This is a genomic window from Arthrobacter sp. SLBN-112, assembly GCF_006715225.1.
Classification (GTDB): Bacteria; Actinomycetota; Actinomycetes; order Actinomycetales; family Micrococcaceae; genus Arthrobacter.
The window spans coordinates 2,680,547-2,703,483 of the sequence record NZ_VFMU01000001.1; the positions used below are offsets into that span (position 1 = coordinate 2,680,547).

Here is a 22,937-nt window from a genome sequence, read left to right on the forward strand (position 1 = left end):
CGCTCAATGCGCGCCCGCAGGATGCCCCAACTGCGAGGTAACGCACGCTGCACGGTTCCTGCACCAACCTGTCCCGCCGGTAGGGTTAACGCCATGACCGAACAACACCCCGTTTCCAAGCTGGTGGCCGTCCTTGGTGCCAACGGACGCATGGGCGCCGAGGCCGTCAAGGCCATTGATGCCGCGCCCGACATGAAGCTCGTCGCAGCCCTGGGACGGGGTGACTCACTGGAGCAGCTGACCGCCTCAGGTGCCCGGTACCTGGTGGACCTGACAGTCCCCGAAAGCACCGAAGCGAACGTCCGCTTCGCCGTCGAGCATGGAATCCACGCCGTGGTGGGCACCACCGGCTGGGACGCCGGCCGCCTGTCCGCGCTGGAGTCCCTCCTGGCCCGGCACCCGGAAACAGGCGTACTCATTGCGCCGAACTTTGCCCTGGGCTCGGTGCTGGCCTCCGCCTTCGCCGCAAAGGCGTCCAAGTACTTCGAATCCGTTGAAATCGTCGAGCTCCACCATCCGGACAAGGTGGACGCCCCCTCCGGCACCGCCGTCCGCACCGCAGAACTCATTGCCGCTGAACGCAAGGCAGCCCAGGTGCCGCCCAGCCCCGATGCCACCACCACCGAACGTGCCGGCGCGCGCGGCTGCGAGGTGGACGGCGTCCGCGTCCACAGTGTCCGGCTCCGCGGCCTGGTGGCGCACCAGGAAGTCCTGCTGGGCGGTCCCGGCGAGCAGTTGACCCTCCGCCATGACTCCTTCGACCGCGCGTCATTCATGCCCGGCGTGCTCCTGGGCATTCGCAACGTCGCCGCGCACCCCGGCCTGACCGTAGGCCTGGACGGTTTCCTGGACCTGGGGCTCTAGGCCGTGAACCCGTTCGCAGCCGGCTTCCGGAAGAACCGCACCAAGATCTGGGTGGGAGCGGTGACCCTGCTGCTGGTCTTCTACCTGGTGGTGTCCTTCCAGCGTTCCCTCCTGCTCCTGGCGGACAGCAACCTGACGGCCAAGGCCATCGGCGCTGCCTACCTGGTGCTGCCCATCGTTGGTGCGTGGGCCCTGATCCGCGAGCTGATGTTCGGTGCCCGCACGGAGCAGATGGCCAAGGTCCTGGAAGCCGAGGGCGGGCTGCCCGTGGATGAACTTCCCCGCACACCCGGCGGCAGGATCGTCCGCGCCGCTGCCGACGCGGAGTTCGAAAAGTACAGGGTCGAAGCCGAGGCTGCTCCTGACGACTGGCGCTCCTGGTTCAGGCTGAGCTGCGCCTATGACGCGGCCGGGGACCGCAAGCGCGCGCGTTCTTCCATGCGTGACGCCGTGAAGCTCTTCACCGCGGCGTCCCAGCCGCACTAACCCCACGCACGGTCTAAACTCCCACCTACCCTGCTGCGGGGGGAGGCACCAACATCAGTGGCGGCTGCCGGCGGCCGCTCATCTTCTGCGATGGGTATTTCTGCCCATCGCTGCTGCATGCCGTATGCGGTAGGTTCGGTGTGCAACATTTTCCGGCTTGGGGGGCGGACATGGGGTTGGCGTTTATTCCGCCACGGTCGTCCCTTGAACCCCACATGCGCACCTGCACACCTTTACAAAGGACGACCAATGAGCCACCCGAACTACCCCCACGCGCCCCAGAGCGGACCGTCGGCGCCGCCGATTCCCCCAGCGCCACCCAGCTTTGAAGGGCAGCCCTCCTTCGAGGGGCGGTACCCGGCAGGCCCCCAGGGGGAGTACCAGCCGGGATCCTATGGGCAGGGTCCATACTCCGACCGGCCCCGCAAGTCCTTCGTGACCACCTGGATCCTGTCCCTGCTCCTGGGCACCTTTGGCGCCGACCGCTTCTACCTTGGCAAGATCGGCTCGGGTGTTGCCAAGCTGCTGACGGCTGGGGGCCTGGGTATCTGGTCCATTGTGGACCTGGTCATGACCTTGACCGGGAACACCAGGGACAAAGATCGCCGTCCCCTGGACGGCTACCCGGAGAACAAGAAGAAGGCCTGGATCATCACCGGCGTCGTTTGGCTGGTGAGCATCATAACCGGCGTTGTGCTGACCATAATGTCCGTGGCCATGATTACTGCTGCGGTCAACGGCCGGAACATCCCCGTTCCGCCGGAACTTCCTTCGGCTTCCCAAGCCGCCCCCGCGCCCTCGACCGGGACCACGCCGTCAAATGGGACCTCCCCGTCAGCCGGAACCGGGGCCGGTGCGAACTCCTTCGTGGCCACGGTCTCCGAAGGCAACACTGTGAAGATCGGCGTTCTTGACTCCATTTACACCACCGAGATACCGGGCATGACCTATCTGGAACCGAAGAATGGCGGCTTCCTGGCGGTACAGGTTTCCTGGGAGACGCTGACCGGCAGCAGCTTCTCCAGCCCATCGAATTTCGCGGTCTACGATGCCGACGGCAAAGAGGGCGAACTGGTCTACCTGGATGAGGGACTGGGAGCCCTGCCCACCGATGAGGTCGGCGCCGGCGATGTCCGCAAAGGTGTCATTGCGTTCGACGTGAAGAAAGGCCCAGTCCAGGTGGTGGTGAACGATGACTACGGCGACAAGACGGCAACTTTCCCGCTGACCCCGCAATAGCCCGGGGCGCAACTTAACTGTCAGGAAGGGAACCCGCGGCGCCATTCAGTGGCCGGCCGCGGGTTCCTTTTCAGGTGATGCGAAGCTCCTCGCGCAGCCCGTGTGCAACCCCTGGGGTTCAGGCCAGGGCCTTAAAGCCGCCACGCCCCACCAGGCTTGCCCCATGGCCCAACCATTCCAGCGGGCCCCGCCACATCAGCCGCGCGAACACGATGCCCACACCGATGGCAAGGGCGGCGTGGGCAAAGTACATCCCGTCCTCGGTCCAGCCTGCCGGCAGGGGTTTGAGGTAGAAGCCGGAGACCACCCAGACATGGACGGTGTACAGGGTCAGCGTCATGGCACCGGGCCCCCGCAACGGCAGCAGCAGGTCCAGGTCGACCCATTCGGCGAGGCGCTCCAGGAGCAGGCACGCACCGATGACGGCCGCCGCCACGGCCGAGGTATGCAGCAGGTCAAGCGGGGTGCCGGAATGCGGTGCGGCCGATGCCAGCCACCACCACGAACCCTCCTGGGGCAGTCCGGCCAGGTTCACCTGCAGTACGCTGCCCAGCGGGTATCCCGGTGAGTTGAGGACCTTCTCCAGGGCTGCCCGGCCGCCCCAATCCTCCATCGCCGCCACACCCAGGGTCTTGGCCACCACAGCCACCACTGTTCCGCCCACCAGCAGCAGCACGGGCACCACTGTCCTGGCCAGGAGCAGCCGGCCAATGGCCAGTCCCACCAGCAGGTAGGCCAGCCACTGCAGGACGGGGTAGTAGCCCGTGAGGAACAGGTCGGCGAGCAGCCGGGACGGTGTTCCGAGGTCCTCCCAGCGTGGGTTGTGGCCCAGCCTCAGGGGCGGCTCGGGGGCAAGGAGCCAGGGCCGCAGCAGGTAGGCCAGCACCGGCGACACCAGGATCCAGCCAGCGGCCCACCGGCACAGGCGCTTTACGCCCAGTCCCAGGAAGGGGAGGACGCACAGGAACAGCACGGCGTAGTGGACCAGGATGATGGCCACGTTCACTTCCAGGGCGCCCAGGGTCAGCCCGACCGCGGCAATCACCAGGGCGCGCAGTGCCACGCCGCGGCGGGCCGCCGAGAGCTCGGGGCCCTGCAACGGCTTGTCCTTCCCCGTGGACAGGGAAAGTCCCACGCCCGCCAGCACGGCGAACAGGGCGGCAGCGCGTCCGGAAAACGTGAGGCCGATCCAGGTCGGCGTGAGATCCGCATTCGATTCGAACGTCGGCAGCAGGTGGGTGGCCATCATGCCCAGCAACGCCAGGCCGCGGGCTGCATCGACGCCCCGGAGGCGGCCCGGTTGGTGACGGCTTGCGGTCTTCCGGGGCCGGGTGGCCGGGGTGCGGGACGTCATGACCAGATCGTCTCACATGCGCCTGTGGCGTTGCTGTCACAGCGAGGGCGCAGTCCAGCAAATCCTTGTATTCGAATATATGTTCGAATACTATGGGGTGCATGGAGATGCCACCATCAGAAGCCGTTGCCCCGCAGGGATTCAACCCTCCACCGGTGCCCGCCGGCGGGAACGCCGGAGGTGGGCTGTTGAAGGCCATGAGTCCGGGCGTGGTGGACTACCTGTTCCGCCAGCTTGTCTCCGGGCGCCCGGCCGAGGACGTCCAGTGGGAACGGGAAGGCGTCAGCCTGGCCGCCCAGCCCGAAGGGGCGGAGCTTGCGCGCCGGCTGGCGGAAACGGACATTGACGCCCTGACGCCCACCGAGCTGTTCCACTACGTCCGGGCGGCGCAGCGGCTCGCCTCCTGGGCGGAGGACCTCCGGCAGGCCGCCGTCGGCCGCTATTGCCATGCCGGAACGGACGCGCGGCAGTCCGGCCGGAACCGTATTTGACGCTTGTCACGCCCGTGGCATTGTCCTAACCAGCCAGGGACAGGGTAACGTTTTTTCCATGGCTGACTCTTCCGCGCACATCCCTGCCCTCGGTACCCTCCTGACCGCCATGGTCACGCCGTTCACCAAGGACGGCGCAGTGGATTACGACCAGGCGGCAGCGCTGGCCAGCAAGCTGGTCGACGACGGCTGTGACGGCCTGGTGGTCACCGGCACCACCGGTGAAACCTCCACGCTGACGGACGATGAGAACCTCGGCATGTTCCGCGCCGTGAAGGAGGCAGTGGGCGGCCGTGCGGCCATCATTGCCGGTACCGGTACCAACGACACCGCGCACTCGGTCCACCTTTCCCAGCAGGCTGCCGCCCTCGGCGTCGACGGCCTCCTCCTGGTGACCCCTTACTACAACAAGCCCAGCCAGGCCGGTGTCCGCGCCCACTTCGAGACCATCGCCTCCGCCGTGGACGTACCCGTGATGCTGTACGACATCCCCGGCCGGTCCTCCATCGCGATCGAACCCGACACCATGATCCGGTTGGCGCAGCACCCCAACATCGTGGCCGTCAAAGACGCCAAGGCCGACTTTATGGCAGCCACCCGTGTCATGGCGGAAACGGACCTCCTGTTCTACTCGGGCGACGACGGATTGACCCTTCCCTGGATGGCGCTGGGCGCCGTCGGCCTGGTGGGCGTTACCACCCACGTCGCCACCCGCCGCTTCCGCGAACTCATCGACGCCATCAACGCCAACGACCTCGGCACCGCGCGCAAGATCAACTTCGAGCTGCAGCCGGTGGTCCGCGCAACCATGACCCGGGTCCAAGGCGCCGTGGCGGCCAAACAGATTCTTAAATGGCAGGGAGTCCTGCCCAACTCGATTGTCCGTTTGCCCCTCGTGGAGCCGGACGAAACCGAGATCGAAACCATCCGCGGGGATTTGGCGGAAGCGGGGCTGGTCTTCTCCTGAGGCTAAGACCGGCACCCTTCCGCCTGGAAAGTAGTGCACTATGACCCAATCTGCCCTTACCGGCCTTGTCACCCCTCCGCGCCTGCCCCAGGGTACGCTCCGGATCGTTCCGCTTGGCGGCCTGGGGGAGATCGGCCGGAACATGGCCGTGTTCGAAATCGACGGCAAGCTGCTGATCGTGGACTGCGGCGTCCTCTTTCCAGAGGAAACCCAGCCCGGTGTTGACCTGATCCTGCCCGACTTCTCGTACATCGAGGACCGGCTGGACGACGTCGTGGCCGTCATCCTCACGCACGGCCACGAGGACCACATCGGCGCCGTGCCGTATCTGCTGCGCCTGCGCAACGACATCCCCCTGGTGGGATCCCAGCTGACCCTCGCCCTGATCGAGGCGAAGCTGCAGGAGCACCGCATCCGGCCCTACACGCTGACCGTGGAAGAGGGCCAGGTGGAGAAGTTCGGGCCCTTCGAATGCGAGTTCGTGGCCGTGAACCACTCCATCCCGGACGCCCTGGCCGTGTTCATCCGCACCGTGGGCGGTACCGTCCTGCACACCGGCGACTTCAAGATGGACCAGCTGCCGCTGGACGGACGCATCACCGACCTGCGGCACTTCGCCAAGCTGGGCGAAGAGGGCGTGGACCTCTTCATGTCCGACTCCACCAACGCCGATGTCCCCGGATTCACCACCGCGGAGAAGGAAATCGGCCCCACGCTGGAGCGGCTGTTCGGCCAGGCCACCAAGCGCATCATCGTGGCTTCCTTCTCCTCCCACGTCCACCGCGTGCAGCAGGTCCTGGACGCCGCGGCCAAGCACAACCGCAAGGTGGCCTTCGTGGGCCGCTCCATGGTCCGCAACATGGCCATTGCCGAGAAGCTGGGCTACCTGGACGTCCCCGCCGGGCTGATCGTGGACATCAAGAACATCGACAACCTCCCGGACAACCGCGTGGTACTCATGTCCACCGGATCGCAGGGCGAGCCCATGGCCGCCCTGTCCCGGATGGCCAACGGCGACCACCGGGTGGTGGTGGGCGAGGGCGACACCGTCATCCTGGCCTCCAGCCTCATCCCGGGCAACGAAAACGCCGTGTTCCGGATCATCAACGGCCTCCTGAAGCTTGGCGCCGACGTGATCCACAAGGGCAACGCCAAGGTCCACGTATCCGGCCACGCCGCCGCCGGAGAATTGCTTTACTGCTACAACATCCTTGAGCCGCTCAATGCCATGCCGGTGCACGGCGAAACCCGGCACCTGATTGCCAACGGCAAGATCGCCATTGAGTCCGGCGTCCCGGATGCCAGCGTCCTCCTTGCGGACAACGGCACCGTCATTGACCTCCGCGACCACCAGGCAGACATTGTTGGCCAGGTGGAGGTTGGCTTCGTCTACGTGGACGGCTCCAGCGTGGGTGAGATCACCGACGCCGACCTCAAGGACCGCCGCATCCTGGGAGATGAGGGCTTCATCTCCATCATCACGGTCATCCACCGCGCCACCGGCAAGGTGGTGTCCGGCCCGGAGATCCACGCCCGCGGCGTTGCCGAGGACGATTCGGTGTTCGATGACATCATCCCCAAGATCAACGCTGCACTGGAGGAAGCGGTCCAGAACCACGCCGACCACACCAGCCACCAGCTCCAGCAGGTAGTGCGCCGCGTCGTGGGCACCTGGGTCAACCGCAAGCTGCGCCGCAAGCCCATGATCATTCCCGTGGTGCTCGAGGCCTGATACCAGGCGGCACCGCGTCAGTGGATCCCCGGAAGGGCCCGGTTCATCATGAACCGGGCCCTTCCGCGGATCAGGATGGTCCTTCGGAGCGTCCGTCCGGGGTCCCTCCCCGCCGTGCGGCGGGTAGGCCGGGGGCCCCGATATCCCCGGAATCACAGCCTGCTTCCGGTACCGTGGCAGTATGGCCACACGTACTACTTCCGCGCCCAAAGGTACCGGCAGGGGGAGCTCCGCCAGCAAAGCCGGCAGCTCCACAGGCCGCGGACCCGGCTCCACCGCCAGCAAGACGAGGCGCGGCGGCTCATCCAGCACCGCACGCACCCGCCAGCTTCCCGCCGTCGAACACCACCAGCCCTGGCTGCTGCGCGTCGTGGGCGGAGCGTGGCTGGGAGTGGGCCACCTGGTGGGCGGGGGAGTGCGCCGCATTGGCCACGACGTCAGCGACATCCCCGCGGAGGAACGCCGCGACGGCGCCGCCCTGTTCAACCTGGCCCTGGGCGTCTTCATCGCCACCTTCGCCTGGTGGGGTCTGACGGGCTGGTTCCCGGACGCCGTCTACGCCGTGGTGAACGGCACCTTCGGCTGGATCTCCCTGCTGCTCCCGCTCATGCTTTTCGTGTGCGCCTTCCGGCTGTTCCGCCAGCCCTCAGACGGCCGGGGCAATAACCGGGTGGGCATCGGCTTCCTGATCATGACGTTCGCCGGGTGCGGGCTGGCGCACATCCTGGGCGGCCAGCCCACGGTTGCCGACGGCTTCGACGGCCTCCGCAAAGCCGGCGGCATGCTCGGCTTCCTGGCTGCTACGCCGCTGGCCGCCATCCACCCCGCCGTGCCCGTGGTCCTCTACGCCCTGCTGGCCTTTGTGTCATTGCTGATCATCACCGCCACCCCGTTCACGGCCATCCCGCGCCGGATCCGCGGAGCCTACGAACACCTCATGGGCATCGACCTGATGGACCAGGAACATCCCGGGGACGCCCACGACCGCAGCTACCTGGAACGGTCGACACCCGCGGCGCCCAAGAAGAAGCGCAAGCTGTTCGGCAAGGGCCAGGAGTCCGACGCCGGCCTTGAGGGCTACGTGGGCGATGAGGCCTTCGAGCACGCCGTCATTGACGACGACGAGCGCGAACCCGCCCGGCCGGCGCCCGGAGTGCGGCGCCCCACCCAGGCGGAGATCGCCGTCGAAAAGATCAAGGCGGCACAGGGGCTGGGTGCCGCCGCCCAGGCGCCCCCGGCGGAGAATGCCACCGAGGCTATCCCGCTGGTCATCCCCGGTGCCGCGGCTCCGGGCAAGGCAGGGGCCGCGCCCGCTGCGCCCACCGTTCCGTCGAATCCCGTGGCCCCCGCGCCGCCGCCCGTTCCCATTCCGCAGCGCACTGAACAACTGTCCCTGGCCGGAGACGTCACTTACACGCTCCCTGCCTCGGACTACCTCACCCCGGGCTCCATCCCGAAGGAACGCACGGAAGCCAATGACGCCGTCGTCGCTGCCCTTACGGACACCCTGCAGCAGTTCAATGTCGATGCCACCGTTACCGGCTTCAGCCGCGGCCCCACCGTGACCCGGTACGAGATCGAACTTGCCCCGGGAACCAAAGTGGAGCGGGTCACCGCGCTGTCCAAGAACATCTCCTACGCCGTCGCGTCCAGCGATGTGCGTATCCTCAGCCCCATCCCGGGCAAGTCCGCCATCGGTATCGAAATCCCCAACACGGACCGCGAGACGGTCTCCCTGGGCGATGTCCTGCGGAGCCAGAACGCCCGGCGCACGGACCACCCTATGGTCATGGGCGTGGGCAAGGACGTTGAGGGCGGCTACGTGGTAGCCAACCTGGCCAAGATGCCCCACTTGCTGGTGGCCGGTGCCACCGGCGCCGGTAAGTCCTCCTTCGTAAACTCGATGATCACCTCCATCCTGATGCGCGCCACCCCCGATGAGGTGCGCATGGTGATGGTGGACCCCAAGCGGGTGGAACTGACTGCCTACGAAGGCGTCCCGCACCTCATCACGCCCATCATCACCAACCCCAAAAAGGCCGCGGAAGCCCTGCAGTGGGTGGTGCGTGAAATGGATGCGCGCTATGACGACCTCGCCAACTACGGCTTCAAGCACATCGACGACTTCAACAAGGCGGTGCGCGCCGGCAAGGTCCAGCCGCCCGTGGACTCCAAGCGGGTCATCCGCCCCTACCCCTACCTGCTGGTGATCGTCGACGAGCTTGCTGACCTGATGATGGTGGCGCCGCGCGACGTCGAAGACTCGATCGTCCGCATCACCCAGCTCGCGCGGGCCGCCGGCATCCACCTGGTGCTGGCCACCCAGCGTCCGTCCGTGGACGTCGTCACCGGCCTGATCAAAGCCAACGTGCCCTCGCGCATGGCGTTCGCCACGTCATCCGTCACCGACTCCCGCGTGGTCCTGGACCAGCCGGGCGCGGAAAAGCTCATTGGCCAGGGTGATGCGCTCTTCCTGCCCATGGGCGCCTCCAAGGCCATGCGCGTCCAGGGCGCCTGGGTTACTGAGTCGGAAATCCATAAAGTGGTGGAGCACGTCAAGGGACAGCTCCAGGCAAGCTACCGCGACGACGTAGCCGCCGAGGCGCCCAAGAAGCAGATCGATGACGACATCGGGGACGACCTCGAGGTGCTGCTGCAGGCTACCGAACTGGTGGTCACCACGCAGTTCGGCTCCACCTCAATGCTGCAGCGCAAGCTCCGCGTCGGATTCGCCAAGGCCGGACGGCTCATGGACCTGCTCGAATCCCGCGGCGTGGTGGGCCCCTCCGAAGGCTCCAAGGCCCGCGATGTGCTGGTGAAGCCGGACGACCTCGCCACCGTCCTGGCCGCCATGAAGGGCCAGGAAGCGCCCGCCGCCGCAGACTCCCAAACCGCAGCGCTCAGCGACAACGCCAACGCCAACATCGCCCAGGGCGGCTACGCCGAGGACCTTGTGGCCGCCGACCTGGACAAGAGGAACCAGAACGTCGAATATTACGACGGCGCGGATTCCGCTCCGGGCGGGTACGGCGATGATGACGAGGGATCCGAGGACGCCTGGTCCCTCACCGGGCGCTAGGCCGGTAGCCTAGGAACGTGACTAGCACCGATGCAACCGCCGCCGGCCAGGGCCGTGCCGGAGTCTGGAACCTTCCCAACATCCTGACCATGATCCGCATCGCGCTGGTCCCGTTTTTCGTATGGTTCCTCGTGGCGGACGCGCCCGGGCTGCACAGTACCTCCGGACCGTGGCGCTGGGCAGCGGTGGCGGCGTTCGCCGTGGCCATCTACACGGACAAGCTCGACGGCGACATCGCCAGGAGCCGGAACCTCGTCACGGACTTCGGGAAGATTGCCGACCCCATCGCAGACAAGCTCCTGACCGGTTCCGCGCTGGTGATGCTCTCCCTGCTGGGTGAGCTGGCCTGGTGGGCAACCCTGGTGATCCTGGTCCGGGAATGGGGCATCACCGCACTGCGCTTCTTCGTGATCCGCTATGGGGTCATTCCCGCCTCCCGCGGCGGCAAGCTCAAGACTGTCGTGCAGACGGCGGCGATCTTCCTCTACCTCCTTCCGTTCGGGGCCTTCGCGCCGTGGATGTCCTGGGTGGCGTTCGCCGTCATGATGGCCGCCGTGGCCATCACGCTGTGGACCGGCGTCGAATATTTTGTCGAAGCACTGCGCCTTCGGGCGAAGGGCAAGCGGCAGGCAGGGACCGCCCCCGGGCAGGAAACAGCGACGGGGCAGGACCAGGCATGAGTAACCTCCACCTTTTGGCCGGGCAAGCTGTCCGGCAGGCGCTCGAGTCCGGGCGGACGGTCGCCACAGCAGAATCGTTGACGGCCGGGATGGTGTCCGCTGTCCTTGCCGACACGCCCGGCGCCTCCGGCATGCTGCAGGGCGGGGTCATTGCCTACCAGAACTCCGTGAAGGAATCGGTATTGCACGTCCCGGCCGACCTCCTGGCCAGTGCCGGCTCAGTGGACCCGGACGTTGCCTGTGCCATGGCTGCCGGGGCGCGCGCAGTCCTGGCCGCCGACGTCGGAATTTCCACAACCGGGGTGGCAGGTCCGGACGCCCACGACGGCAAGCCCGTGGGGCGGGTGTACGTTGGGGTTGCCACGGCGGCCGGAACCGCAGCTTTCGAATACTCCTTTACCGGCAGCAGGCCCGACATCAGGGGCGCGGCCTGCGCCGCCGCCCTGGAACGGCTCCTTGAAGCACTGTCCGACTGACACTTGGCCGACCCCAAGTTACCGGGCGTAAAGTTGGCGGGAACAAAAGCCGGTACCGATTAGTTATTACATTGTGTCGCTTCCGGATAGCGGAGGCGCCTAGGATGAAATGACCACGACGGTTCGCCCACGGCGGACCTGACCAATGAGGGAGCAAGGCGATACAGATGGTAAAGCAGCCCGTATCCGTAAACGGCGTTGTCCGCTGGAAGGATGTGGGCCTCGCCGAACAGGCTAAGAGCGAACAGAAGGAGCGCAAGATGGTAGTACTTCGTCACGAAATCGGTGATGTGCTGCGCGATGTCCGCCAGCGTCAGGGACGCACGCTCCGTGAAGTTTCGCACAGCGCCCGCGTCTCCCTGGGATACCTCAGCGAAGTGGAGCGCGGCCAGAAGGAAGCATCGTCAGAGCTCCTGTCCTCGATCTGCTCGGCACTGGATGTTCCGTTGTCAAGCATGCTCCGTGAGGTCAGCGACCGTGTGGCAGTAGCCGAAGGCGTCGCAGTTCCGGACACCGTTCCGCAGGAATTCTCCCAGCGTTACGGCCGTGACCTGGAACGCGACCTCAACACTGAACTGAACGACGAACTCTCCACAGGCCTTCTCTCCGGCGCCCGGTAAAGGCAGCCCCCACCGCAGGTGGGCCCTGGAATGCAGAAGCCCCCGGCCACGCCGGGGGCTTCTGGCATGTCACGCGGTTGATGTACCCGTTGTTACCCGGGCGGGCTATTCCTCCTCTGCCGTGGATCCGCCCGTACCTTCCCTGGGAAACCCGTCACGCTCATAGGTGGAGTTCAACTTGGCCATGTAGCGGGCCAGTTCCTGCAGGTCCTCCACCGGCCACTCACGCAGCCGCTCCTGGAAAACCTGGCGCCTCGCGTCCTGGACCTGGTGCATCTTCTCTTCGCCCTTTGGCGTCAACCGGATGGACTGTGCACGGCGGTCCTGGGGATCCGCTTCCTTGGACACCAGCCCCAGGCTTTCCAGGAAGGCAATCTGCCGGCTGACCGACGGTTTGCCCACCCCGATGTTCATGGCGAGCTCGGTCAGGCGGATGGGGCCTTCCCTCCGGATCACCGTCAACAGCCCGTAGGCCGCAGGCTCCATGTCGGGGTGGACTTGGCGCGAGAGCTGGTTGGAGATGGCCCTGGCCCGCCGCCAAAAGAGGCTGATCTGGTGTTCGACGTTCTGCAGCGCGGTATCGGCGGCATCATCGCCGGCGTCCTGCTGCGGCGGGAGGTCAGGGGAGTTGCTCATGGCAACAATTCTAGGGTCCGCAATCATGAGAGGATTTACCGATGCGAATCAGCGAGTACTGGCGTCTGATGGATGACGAGTTCGGCGCGGGATACTCCCGCGTGCTGAGCAGTACCCTGGTCCTTGCCAGTGTGGGCAGCCGCACCGCCGAGCAGGCCCTGGCTTCAGGCGTCGACCCCCGCAAGGTGTGGCTGGCAGTCTGCGACGTCCAGGACGTGCCGGCTGAACGGCGGCTGGGCCGGGACATCGCTCCGCGCCGCGATCAGGGCGCCTGACACGCCGCAGAGCCGGCACTCTTCGAATACCTGTTCGGATAACGCTATGCTTTTTCCATTGGGCTTATCCACATAGCCGTTGTCCTCAGGCCGGAATGTCAGTGGGTCCGATTAGCGTCAGAGATGACCAATAAAACGGCCGCGAAGGCCACCATCGAGAAAGCATTAGAGGTGTCAACCATGGCGGCAGCCCCGGATCGTGCAAAAGCGCTGGAAGCAGCGCTTGCCCAGATTGACAAGCAGTTCGGCAAGGGCTCGGTCATGCGCCTGGGCGACGAAGTCCGCGCCCCGATCGAAGTCATCCCCACCGGCTCCATCGCTTTGGACGTCGCCCTGGGCATTGGCGGGCTCCCGCGCGGCCGTGTCATCGAAATCTATGGTCCTGAATCCTCCGGTAAGACCACCGTTGCCCTGCACGCCGTGGCAAGTGCCCAGCGCGCGGGCGGGATCGCAGCGTTCATCGATGCCGAACACGCCCTGGACCCCGATTACGCCGCCAAGCTGGGTGTGGACACCGACGCCCTCCTGGTCTCGCAGCCGGACACCGGTGAGCAGGCGCTGGAGATCATGGACATGCTGGTCGGCTCCGGCTCGCTGGACGTTATCGTCATCGACTCCGTCGCCGCCCTGGTGCCGCGCGCTGAAATCGAAGGCGACATGGGCGACAGCCACGTGGGCCTCCAGGCCCGGCTCATGAGCCAGGCCCTCCGTAAAATCACCGGCCGCCTGAGCCAGACCAAGACCACCGCCATCTTCATCAACCAGCTCCGCGAAAAGATCGGCGTCTTCTTCGGTTCCCCCGAAACCACCACCGGTGGTAAGGCCCTGAAGTTCTACGCCTCGGTCCGCATCGACGTCCGGCGGATCCAGACCCTCAAGGAGGGCGCGGATTCGGTTGGCAACCGGACCAAAGCCAAGATCGTCAAGAACAAGATGGCCCCGCCCTTCAAGGTCGCCGAATTCGACATCATCTATGGCCAGGGCATCTCCCGCGAAGGCGGCATCATCGACATGGGTGTGGAGCATGGCATCATCAAGAAGTCCGGCTCCTGGTTCACGTACGACGGCGACCAGTTGGGCCAGGGCATGGAGAACTCGCGCCGCTTCCTGCGCGACAACCCCGAGCTCGCGGCGGAACTGGAGCGACTGATCAAGGAGAAGCTCGGTGTCGGCGTAAAACCTGCCGAGGATGAGTCCAAGGACACGCCAAAGCTGAAAGCCGTCGACGGGTTCTAACCCTTGACCGGACCACGTTCACGGCGGGCCCGTACCGGCGGCCCTTCTTCAGGGCCGCCGGACGGCTTTAACGTTCCAGAGGATCCGCAGGCTGTTGACGCCGAACCGGATCCTTTCACGGTGGCGCAGGCCATTGTGTACCGGCAGCTCACGGCAGCCCCCAAGAGCAGGCTGCAGCTTGCCCGGAAGCTGGCGGAGCGGAATATCCCCGAACACGTCGCCGAGGCGGTGCTGGACAAGTTCCAGGAAGTCCGCCTGATCAATGACGCCGAGTTCGCGGACATGTGGGTCAGGAGCCGTTCCCAGTCCCGCAAGCTTGCCAAGGGTGCTCTCGGGCGTGAACTCGCAGAGAAAGGCATTGACCAGGAGACAGCGGCTTCCGCCTTGGAGCAGCTGACCGACGCCGACGAGGAATCGGCTGCACGCACCCTGGTAGAGCGCAAACTCCGGCCCGGGACGGACTTATCCGACCGGGTGGAACGGGACAAAGCTGTCCGGCGGCTGGCCTCCATGCTGGCAAGGAAGGGGTACCAGCCCTCCCAGGCGTTCCGGATCGTCAATGACGTCATGGATTCCCGGCATGATCCCGACGGCGACATGCTCCAAAGCCGGTACCCTTAACTGGTGAGTTTGACCATTCCTTCCCCCCATTCCGGCGCTGCCCCGTCCGTTGAGCCCGAGGCTGTCCCGCAATCCGGGTCCGTTCCAGTCGGTGGAGCGCAGCCGCGTACTTACCAGGTCCGCACGTTCGGTTGCCAGATGAACGTGCACGACTCGGAGCGGATGGCCGGCATGCTTGAGGATGCGGGCTATGTACCGGCGCATGGCGAACATGCTGACGTTGTGGTGTTCAATACGTGCGCTGTCCGGGAAAACGCCGACAACAAGCTCTACGGCAACCTCGGCATCCTGGCCCCCGTCAAGGCAGCCAACCCCGGTATGCAAATCGCTGTGGGTGGGTGCCTGGCCCAAAAGGACCGCGAAACCATCCTCAAGAAGGCACCATGGGTGGATGCTGTCTTTGGCACCCACAATGTTGGTGCCCTGCCCGCACTCCTGGACCGGGCACGGCACAACAATGAGGCCCAGCTTGAAATCCTGGAGTCCCTGGACGTCTTCCCATCCACGCTGCCCACAAAACGCGACTCCGTCTACTCCGGCTGGGTGTCCATCTCGGTCGGCTGCAACAACACCTGCACCTTCTGCATCGTGCCGGCCCTCCGCGGCAAGGAGAAAGACCGCCGGCCAGGTGACATCCTCGCCGAAATCCAGGCGCTTGTGGACGACGGCGCCATCGAAGTGACCCTCCTTGGCCAGAACGTCAACTCCTATGGTGTCGAATTCGGGGACCGGCAGGCCTTCTCCAAGCTCCTTCGCGCCTGCGGCGATATCCAAGGCCTTGAACGCGTCCGCTTCACCAGCCCGCATCCGGCCGCCTTCACCGATGACGTCATCGACGCCATGGCCGAGACGCCCAACGTGATGCCACAGCTCCACATGCCGCTGCAATCCGGTTCGGACCGCATCCTCAAGGCCATGAAGCGTTCCTACCGGTCCACCAAGTTCCTGGGCATCCTGGACAAGGTCCGCGACAGGATTCCGCACGCCGCCATCTCCACCGACATCATCGTCGGGTTCCCCGGCGAAACCGAGGAGGACTTCCAGGCGACGCTGGACGTGGTGGAAAAGTCCCGCTTTGCCACCGCTTTCACCTTCCAATATTCAAAGCGCCCCGGCACGCCCGCCGCCGATTTGCCTGAGCAGCTGCCAAAGGCTGTTGTCCAGGAGCGCTTCGAACGCCTCACCGCCCTCCAGGACCGGATCGCTGCCGAGGAAAACCGGAAGCAACTCGGCCGCAGGCTCGAGGTCATGGTCACCGCACAGTCCGGACGGAAATCCGGGGAAACCCATCGGTTGTCCGGCCGCTCCCAGGATCAGCGGCTGGTGCACTTCTCGGTCCCGGACGGCGCTCCTGCCCCCAGGCCCGGGGACCTCGTTACCGTCACCATCACCGAGGCCGCAGCCTTCCACCTGGTGGCCGATCCCGCTCCCCAGGATTACAGCCTGCGCCGCTCACGTGCGGGAGATGCCTGGGACAGGTCCCAGGCGGACTCCTGCGGTGCGCCCGCGCCTGGTTCCGGCACTGAAGCCAAGGCTGTCTCCCTGGGCATGCCCTCGCTGCCGCTGCGCACCCGCTGAAGGTGGCCGCCCCGCCCGTCATCGCCGTCGTCGGTCCCACCGGCTCCGGTAAGTCCGACCTCGCCGTCAACCTCGCCCTGGAACTGGACGGCGAGGTCATCAACGCCGATGCCATGCAGTTCTACCGCGGCATGGACATCGGCACCGCCAAGATCACGATGGCCGAGCGGAGGGGAGTGCCGCACCACCTCCTGGATATCCTGGACGTAACGCAGGAAGCCAGCGTGTCCGACTTCCAGCAGCAGGCCCGGGCCGTCATCAAGGACATCCATGCCCGCGGCAAACGAGCAATTTTGGCCGGCGGCTCCGGGCTGTATGTTCGGGCTGCCCTGGATGTCCTGGAATTCCCGGGGACAGACCCAGCACTGCGTGCACGGCTGGAGGCGGACCACGCGCAGCTGGGCACCCAGGCGCTCCTGGACAGGTTGAGGGCCGTGGACCCCGTTTCCGCTGACAGGGTCTCAGACGCCCGGCGGATTATCCGCGCCCTGGAAGTCCACGAACTCACCGGACGGCCCTTCAGTTCCTTCATGCCCCGGCGGGAGTACTACCGGCCGGCGGTCCAAGTGGGCCTGAGCGTGGACCGGGAAGTCCTGCGGGAGCGCCTGGCGGAACGGGTGCACCGGATGGTGGAGGCCGGCCTGCTGGAGGAAGTCCGGCTGCTCGATGGCCGGGGCCTGCGGCGGGGCAAAACCGCCTCCCGGGCGCTTGGCTATTCACAGTTCCTGCGCGTGGTCGATGGCACGTCCACCGTTGCAGACGCCGCGGAGGAGACCATCGTGGCCACGCGGCAGTTCGCCCGCCGTCAACTGACGTGGTTCCGCGCCGACCCCCGCATCACCTGGCTGGACTGGCAGGAACCTGGACTCGTCGGCCAGGCAGCGGAGTTGTGCCGGTAGCTGCAGTTTCAGCGCCGGCGGCATGCGCCGCTACGCTTGGGACCATGAATGCAACCCCCGCCGAAACCACCGGACCCGTCCTGCACACGCTGAGCGGGCTCCGCTTTTCCAAGGGGCACGGAACCGGCAACGATTTCGTCCTGGTGGCCGACCCCGAGGGCGTCCACGCCATCGGTGCGGACCAGGCCGCCGCGCTCTGCGACCGGCACCGGGGGATCGGCGCCGACGGCCTGATCCGTGCGGTCCCGTCCCGTTTCCTGCCCGAGGGCCAGGAACTGCTCACCGAAGCCCCGGACGCGGAATGGTTCATGGATTACCGCAATGCCGACGGCTCACTGTCGGAAATGTGCGGCAACGGTGTGAGGGTGTTCGTCCACTTCCTGCGGTCCGAGGGCCTGATCGACCTGCCCGACGGCGGATCGCTCACCATCGGCACCCGCGGCGGGGTAAAGACCGTGGTCCGGACGGGGAACGGTTATGCCGTGGACATGGGCCCCTGGGAGTTCATCTTCCCCGGGGAAGCAAGCGCCAAGGCCATGGATTCCCTGGTCACCGCCGATGGGCTGGAAGTTCCCCGGCCGGCCCTCTCCGTGAGCATGGGCAACCCTCACACGGTGGTGGCCCTCGCGGAACTGGGCGAACTCGAAGGTACCCGGCTCTTCACAGCGCCCAAGGTCGATCCGGTGCCGCCAAACGGGACCAACGTGGAGTTCGTGGTTCCCGCGGAGCCGCTGGTCCATGAGGGTGTGGGCTCTGTGACCATGCGGGTGCACGAACGGGGTGTGGGGGAGACCCAGTCCTGTGGCACGGGTGCCTGTGCTGCCGCCGTGGCCATCCGGCACTGGGCCGGCCCGGAAGCGCCGGACGCCTGGCGTGTCCACGTTCCGGGCGGAGTGGTGGGCGTGAAGTTCTTCGCCGGCCCCGCCGGCCACGAGCACGTTGAGCTCAGCGGCCCCGCCGTTATTGTGGCGAGCGGGACGCTTTCGTAACCTTCAGGATGCGGAAGGACTTTGAGGTTGATTCGCGGGTAACCCTGAAGGATGTGTCGAGTTCGGCGGCCAGCCAGCGCTGAAGGGAATCAGAGCCCAGGTTCTTCTGCACCACCAGCCAGGCAGTCCCGCCGTCGGCCAGGCGTGGAAGCCACAGCATGAGCAGGGCGTGCAGTTCCTCCTTGCCGATCCTGATGGGCGGGTTGGACCAGATGGTGTCGAACCGGAGGTCGGGGTCTACCTCCTGGGGAGTACTGGCCACGACGTTGGAGAGTCCCAATGAAGCGGCGTTTTCGTTGGTCAGGGTGACGCAGCGTTCGTTGACATCCACTGCATAGACCTTTGACCCGGGCGCCAGCAGGGCCATACTGAGCGCGATGGGACCCCAGCCGCAGCCAATATCCAGCAGGTTGCCCTGGGGGTGCGGCGCCGGAACTTCGGCCAGGAGCACCGCTGTACCCTTGTCGATTCCGTCCGGGCTGAAGATGCCCGTGGAAGTCTGGAGTCTCCGCGTTTCACCGGCCAACTCCACGGTAAGGGGCTTCCGGGTGAAGGGGCCGGCGGGGGACGTGCTGAAATAGTGTGCGGACTCCATAACTGGCCAGAGTAGTTCCCCTTGCAGCGTAATGGGAAACCGCGCAAAATCCGCTCTGCTACGCTGGATGGCATGTTCCTGATCTTCGAGTAGCTGGCTCGGGCCACGCCCGTCCCTCAGCCTGTCCTCCAGCGACAGCCCGTCCCGCAGCGATGCAGGCATTCAGCCTTCCGCTTGTGCACCGGCCAGACCCAACTGTCTGCCCCGGCCGCCGGACGATACTCGAAAGTCAGCCTCCTGCTGCACTTCCCGCTATTTTCCGGCCCCATTTTGCCTTGCCGCCGTCCTGACGCGGCATCCCCGGCCCCGGCATCGCAGCCGGTCGCCACAAAAACAGGAGTCTTGCATGACCGCAGGCCGTCAGCCCAGCGCGAATACGTTCCAACTTCCCACCAATCAGCACTATTCTGGAATTGCCGAATCTTCAAAGGAGACCATGACCAGCCAGCCCAACACCGGTTCCGATCCAGCCGCCCAGGACATGAGTCCGCAGGAGATCCAGGCTGTTATCGACCGGATCCTCGCCAAGGACGTCCCGGCCAAGAATGTCAGCACGCCCGCGGGTGAGGGCAGCGGCAATGGAAAAGCGGTGCTCGGCAAGGCACAGGCTATTTCCCGCCTTGACGAAGAACACTCAACCTACGACGGCGACCAGCAGGACCTCGAGGAACGGCGCGCGCTGCGCCGAAGGGCAGGACTGTCCACTGAACTTGAGGACGTCACCGAAGTCGAATACCGCCAGCTCCGCCTGGAACGGGTGGTCCTGGCCGGGCTTTGGTCCGAGGGGACCCTTGCGGACGCCGAAAACTCACTGCGTGAGCTTGCAGCCCTCGCCGAGACTGCCGGTTCCGAGGTCCTGGACGGGCTGGTGCAGCGCCGCGACAAGCCGGACCCGGGAACCTTCCTGGGTTCAGGCAAGGCACTCGAACTCAAGGACATTGTCATGTCCACCGGGGCGGACACGGTGGTGGTGGACGCTGAACTGGCGCCATCCCAGCGCCGTGGTCTTGAGGACATCGTCAAGGTCAAGGTCATCGACCGAACGGCCCTGATCCTTGACATCTTCGCCCAGCACGCCAAGAGCCGCGAGGGCAAGGCCCAGGTGGAGCTTGCGCAGCTGGAATACCTGCTTCCGCGCCTGCGCGGCTGGGGCGAGTCCATGTCCCGCCAGGCCGGTGGCCAAGTGGGCGGCGCTGCCGCCGGCATGGGCTCCCGTGGCCCCGGTGAGACCAAGATCGAACTGGACCGGCGCCGGATTCGTACCCGCATGGCAAAGCTGCGGCGTGAAATCGCCGCAATGAAACCGGCACGCGAGACCAAACGGGCCAACCGCCGTCGTAATGAAGTGCCCTCCGTGGCAATTGCCGGGTACACCAACGCCGGCAAATCCTCCCTTCTCAACCGGCTTACGGACGCCGGGGTCCTGGTGGAGAACGCGCTGTTCGCCACCCTGGATCCCACGGTCCGCAAGGCGGAAACCGCTGACGGCCTCGGTTACACCCTGGCTGACACCGTCGGATTCGTCCGTTCGCTGCCCACCCAGCTGGTGGAGGCCTTCCGCTCCACCCTCGAGGAGGTGGCGGACTCGGACCTGATCCTGCACGTGGTGGACGTTTCGCATCCCGACCCGGAAGGACAGATCGCTGCCGTCCGGAAGGTCTTCAGCGAAGTTGACGCCCGGAAGGTGCCGGAAATCATCGTGTTGAACAAGGCCGATGCAGCCGACCCCTTCGTAGTGGAGCGTTTGAAGCAGCGCGAGCCGCGGCACGTGGTGGTCTCCGCCCGCACCGGCAAGGGAATTCCGGAACTGCTGAAGGCCATCAGCGAAGCGATTCCCCGGCCTTCGGTCAAGATGGACGTGCTCATCCCTTATGACCGCGGAGACCTGATCAGCAAGCTCCACGAGTCCGACGCCGAAATCCTCAACCTGGACCACGTTGAGGCAGGGACCAGGGCTGAGGTGAAGGTCCGCGAGGGCCTGGCGTCCGAACTGGAACCATTCGTCGTCAATGAGTGACCCCGCGGCCGGCGACGCCGCGCAGACGGCCGGCGAGCAGTTCGTCATTGAACTGCTCGACCGTGCCGTCGCCGGCATGGGCGGACAAAGCCGCACCGGACAACACGAAATGGCCCGGCAGGTGGCCCGGGCCATCGAAACCGGCAACCACCTGCTGGTCCAGGCCGGCACTGGCACCGGCAAGTCGCTGGCCTACCTGGTGCCCCTGATCGCCCACGCCCTGGAGAGCAACAAGCCGGCGTTGGTGTCCACGGCAACGCTGGCACTGCAAACCCAGATTGTCGGAAGGGACTTGCCGCGGCTGCTGAAGAACATCACGCCGGCCCTGGAAAGACCGGTCAAGGTTGCCCTGGTGAAAGGGCGGTCCAACTACGTCTGCCGCCATAAACTCGAAGGCGGGTTCCCATCAGAGGAACCTGCCGAAGGGCAACTCTTTTCCCTGGGCGAGGACACCAGCGTGCCGCACTTCGCTGCGTCCGTGGGCGGACCCTCCTCCCAGCTTGGCAAGGAAGTGGTGCGGCTCCGCGAGTGGGCGGAGAAAACATCCACAGGCGACCGGGACGAGCTCCTCCCCGGCGTGACGGACCGTGCCTGGCGACAGGTATCCGTCACCTCCATGGAGTGCCTGGGCGCCCAAAAATGCCCCATGGCCGCCGAATGCTTCAGCGAGCTGGCGCGGCAGGACGCAGCCGAGGCAGACGTGGTGGTGACCAACCATGCCATGCTGGCCGTCAGCGCCTTCGAAGGGCTTGCAGTCCTGCCCGAGTACGACGTCGTGGTGGTGGACGAAGCCCACGAACTCCAGGACCGGGTTACCGGAGCCGTGTCCGGGCAGCTGTCCGTAGCCATGGTCCACGCTGCCGCGTCCGGCGCCCGCAAACACACCGCCATCACCGTTGACGCCCTGAACGCCGCAGCCGACAACCTTGAGCTGGCCCTTGCCGGCGCGCCGAACGGCCTGCTCCCCAACGGCCTGAATGATGAACAGCTGGACTGCATCGACCAGCTGCGGGAGGCGTGCCGTGCCGCATTGTCAGATTCCAAGGGGGACAGCAACACCACGGCCGACGGTGGCCGCCAGCTGGCGCGGTCCCGCCTCATGCTCATCCTGGAACTGTGTGAGCGGCTGATCGCTGCCCGGGAAAACCGGGAAGTCGTCTGGTTTTCCCGCGCCGGCACATTCGATCCAGGCCAGGGATACACGCAGCCCGATGACAACGCGCCGGTGCTGGTCAACATCGCACCGCTGTCCGTTGCGGGAAGGTTGCGGGAAGGGCTCTTCGCCGGGCACACCGTGGTGTTGACTTCCGCGACGCTGGCGATTGGCTCGGCTTTCGAGCCCGCGGCCGGTGGACTGGGCCTCATCGGTGAGGGCGCACCCAGCTGGACGGGCGTGGATGTCGGCTCGCCCTTCGATTACCCCAAACAGGGCATCCTCTATGTGGCAGGCCACCTGCCAAAACCCGGCCGCGGCGTTTCCCCCGAGGCGCTGGAGGAACTGGAGGCGCTCATCAAAGCGTCGGGCGGGGGTGCCCTGTGCCTGTTTTCATCGCGCCGGGCTGCCGAAGAGGCTGCGGATGCCCTCCGGCCCAGGCTGGAGGTGACCGTCCTGTGCCAGGGGGAATCGACCATGACTGCCCTGGTCAAGCAGTTCGCCGACGAACCGGACACCTGCCTTTTCGGGACGATGTCCCTGTGGCAGGGGGTTGACGTTCCCGGGGGCTCCTGCCGCCTGGTAGTGATCGACCGTATACCGTTCCCCAGGCCGGATGATCCGCTGATGACGGCGCGGTCACGTGCCGTGGCCCAGGCCGGCGGAAACGGCTTCATGTCGGTTTCGGCCACGCACGCCGCCATCCGGCTGGCCCAGGGCGCCGGCCGGCTGATCCGGTCCACTGGAGATAAAGGTGTGGTGGCCGTTCTGGATTCCCGGCTGGCGACAGAGCGCTATGCCGGCTTCCTGCGGGGAGCGCTTCCGCCGTTCTGGGCCACCACGGACCGCACCAAGGCGCTGGCCGCATTGACCAGGCTTGGAGCGGACGCGGCCAGATAGTTGGTGCCCAGGGATAGCTCCCGCATGCCTACACGCCGTTGGCCACGGTG

21 protein-coding genes are annotated in these 22,937 nt (G+C 66.0%); 18 read left to right on the plus strand and 3 right to left on the minus strand.

The window, feature by feature from the left end; genetic code table 11:
- Positions 1 to 93 precede the first annotated feature (93 nt).
- The 3 genes from dapB to FBY33_RS12420 all read left to right on the plus strand — a co-directional run bounded on the left by dapB (position 94) and on the right by FBY33_RS12420 (position 2,589).
- The gene (dapB, locus tag FBY33_RS12410) at positions 94 to 864 is read left to right on the plus strand and encodes a 4-hydroxy-tetrahydrodipicolinate reductase (RefSeq protein ID WP_142030830.1); all 771 of its coding nucleotides are present in this window, start codon (positions 94 to 96) and stop codon (positions 862 to 864) included.
- A 3-nt stretch (positions 865 to 867) separates the two neighbouring features.
- Positions 868 to 1,350, plus strand: a complete 483-nt coding sequence (locus tag FBY33_RS12415) for a hypothetical protein (RefSeq protein WP_142030831.1) — start codon at positions 868 to 870, stop codon at positions 1,348 to 1,350.
- Between the two features lie 249 nt (positions 1,351 to 1,599).
- Entirely contained in the window at positions 1,600 to 2,589 is a 990-nt protein-coding gene (locus FBY33_RS12420; RefSeq protein WP_142030832.1) for a TM2 domain-containing protein, read from the plus strand.
- Positions 2,590 to 2,707: 118 nt separating this feature from the next.
- On the opposite strand, the gene FBY33_RS12425 is transcribed toward FBY33_RS12420, so the two are convergent.
- On the minus strand, positions 2,708 to 3,943 hold the full coding sequence (locus tag FBY33_RS12425; RefSeq protein WP_142030833.1) for a heparan-alpha-glucosaminide N-acetyltransferase domain-containing protein: 1,236 nt from the start codon (positions 3,941 to 3,943) through the stop codon (positions 2,708 to 2,710).
- A 101-nt stretch (positions 3,944 to 4,044) separates the two neighbouring features.
- Here FBY33_RS12425 and FBY33_RS12430 point away from each other — a divergent pair, with 101 nt between their 5' ends.
- The 7 genes from FBY33_RS12430 (at position 4,045) to FBY33_RS12460 (ending at position 11,988) form a co-directional block, all read left to right on the plus strand.
- Complete coding sequence (locus tag FBY33_RS12430) at positions 4,045 to 4,434, plus strand: hypothetical protein (protein ID WP_235010554.1); 390 nt, start codon at positions 4,045 to 4,047, stop codon at positions 4,432 to 4,434.
- A 58-nt stretch (positions 4,435 to 4,492) separates the two neighbouring features.
- The gene (gene dapA / locus FBY33_RS12435; protein WP_142030834.1) at positions 4,493 to 5,401 is read left to right on the plus strand and encodes a 4-hydroxy-tetrahydrodipicolinate synthase; all 909 of its coding nucleotides are present in this window, start codon (positions 4,493 to 4,495) and stop codon (positions 5,399 to 5,401) included.
- 40 nt (positions 5,402 to 5,441) lie between these two features.
- Entirely contained in the window at positions 5,442 to 7,133 is a 1,692-nt protein-coding gene (locus FBY33_RS12440; RefSeq protein ID WP_142030835.1) for a ribonuclease J, read from the plus strand.
- Positions 7,134 to 7,314: 181 nt separating this feature from the next.
- Entirely contained in the window at positions 7,315 to 10,212 is a 2,898-nt protein-coding gene (locus FBY33_RS12445; protein WP_142030836.1) for an FtsK/SpoIIIE family DNA translocase, read from the plus strand.
- A gap of 17 nt (positions 10,213 to 10,229) precedes the next feature.
- Positions 10,230 to 10,892 carry a CDP-diacylglycerol--glycerol-3-phosphate 3-phosphatidyltransferase gene (gene pgsA, locus FBY33_RS12450; protein ID WP_142030837.1) on the plus strand — a complete coding sequence of 221 codons (663 nt, stop codon included), beginning with the start codon at positions 10,230 to 10,232 and terminating at the stop codon, positions 10,890 to 10,892.
- The gene (locus FBY33_RS12455) at positions 10,889 to 11,368 is read left to right on the plus strand and encodes a CinA family protein (RefSeq protein WP_142030838.1); all 480 of its coding nucleotides are present in this window, start codon (positions 10,889 to 10,891) and stop codon (positions 11,366 to 11,368) included. Before pgsA ends, FBY33_RS12455 begins: the two co-directional genes overlap by 4 nt.
- Before the next feature lie 167 nt (positions 11,369 to 11,535).
- A complete protein-coding gene (locus FBY33_RS12460) occupies positions 11,536 to 11,988 on the plus strand; it encodes a helix-turn-helix domain-containing protein (RefSeq protein ID WP_018771597.1) in 453 nt (150 codons plus the stop codon).
- Between the two features lie 105 nt (positions 11,989 to 12,093).
- Here FBY33_RS12460 and FBY33_RS12465 read toward each other — a convergent pair whose 3' ends face one another.
- The gene (locus FBY33_RS12465; protein ID WP_142030839.1) at positions 12,094 to 12,624 is read right to left on the minus strand and encodes a MarR family winged helix-turn-helix transcriptional regulator; all 531 of its coding nucleotides are present in this window, start codon (positions 12,622 to 12,624) and stop codon (positions 12,094 to 12,096) included.
- A gap of 41 nt (positions 12,625 to 12,665) precedes the next feature.
- On the opposite strand from FBY33_RS12465, the gene FBY33_RS12470 reads away from it, so the two are divergent.
- From FBY33_RS12470 to dapF, 6 genes are all read left to right on the plus strand, one after another.
- Positions 12,666 to 12,899, plus strand: coding sequence for a DUF3046 domain-containing protein (locus FBY33_RS12470; protein ID WP_142030840.1), 234 nt, complete (start codon positions 12,666 to 12,668; stop codon positions 12,897 to 12,899).
- 180 nt (positions 12,900 to 13,079) lie between these two features.
- Positions 13,080 to 14,135: a recombinase RecA gene (gene recA, locus FBY33_RS12475; protein ID WP_142032844.1), complete on the plus strand. Its 1,056-nt coding sequence runs from the start codon at positions 13,080 to 13,082 to the stop codon at positions 14,133 to 14,135.
- A gap of 120 nt (positions 14,136 to 14,255) precedes the next feature.
- The gene (locus FBY33_RS12480) at positions 14,256 to 14,756 is read left to right on the plus strand and encodes a regulatory protein RecX (protein ID WP_142030841.1); all 501 of its coding nucleotides are present in this window, start codon (positions 14,256 to 14,258) and stop codon (positions 14,754 to 14,756) included.
- Positions 14,757 to 14,759: 3 nt separating this feature from the next.
- Complete coding sequence (gene miaB / locus FBY33_RS12485) at positions 14,760 to 16,334, plus strand: tRNA (N6-isopentenyl adenosine(37)-C2)-methylthiotransferase MiaB (protein WP_142030842.1); 1,575 nt, start codon at positions 14,760 to 14,762, stop codon at positions 16,332 to 16,334.
- Positions 16,335 to 16,336: 2 nt separating this feature from the next.
- Positions 16,337 to 17,233 (plus strand): tRNA (adenosine(37)-N6)-dimethylallyltransferase MiaA, encoded by an 897-nt coding sequence (gene miaA, locus FBY33_RS12490; RefSeq protein ID WP_142030843.1) that lies wholly within the window; start codon positions 16,337 to 16,339, stop codon positions 17,231 to 17,233.
- A 44-nt stretch (positions 17,234 to 17,277) separates the two neighbouring features.
- Positions 17,278 to 18,222, plus strand: a complete 945-nt coding sequence (gene dapF / locus FBY33_RS12495; RefSeq protein WP_142030844.1) for a diaminopimelate epimerase — start codon at positions 17,278 to 17,280, stop codon at positions 18,220 to 18,222.
- On the opposite strand, the gene FBY33_RS12500 is transcribed toward dapF, so the two are convergent.
- Positions 18,194 to 18,817, minus strand: coding sequence for a class I SAM-dependent methyltransferase (locus FBY33_RS12500; protein ID WP_142030845.1), 624 nt, complete (start codon positions 18,815 to 18,817; stop codon positions 18,194 to 18,196). The two genes, dapF and FBY33_RS12500, sit on opposite strands and share 29 nt — an antisense overlap.
- Before the next feature lie 436 nt (positions 18,818 to 19,253).
- On the opposite strand from FBY33_RS12500, the gene hflX reads away from it, so the two are divergent.
- The gene (hflX, locus tag FBY33_RS12505; protein ID WP_142030846.1) at positions 19,254 to 20,834 is read left to right on the plus strand and encodes a GTPase HflX; all 1,581 of its coding nucleotides are present in this window, start codon (positions 19,254 to 19,256) and stop codon (positions 20,832 to 20,834) included.
- Positions 20,827 to 22,887: an ATP-dependent DNA helicase gene (locus FBY33_RS12510; protein WP_142030847.1), complete on the plus strand. Its 2,061-nt coding sequence runs from the start codon at positions 20,827 to 20,829 to the stop codon at positions 22,885 to 22,887. The genes hflX and FBY33_RS12510 overlap by 8 nt, the downstream gene beginning before the upstream one ends.
- Positions 22,888 to 22,937 lie beyond the last annotated feature (50 nt).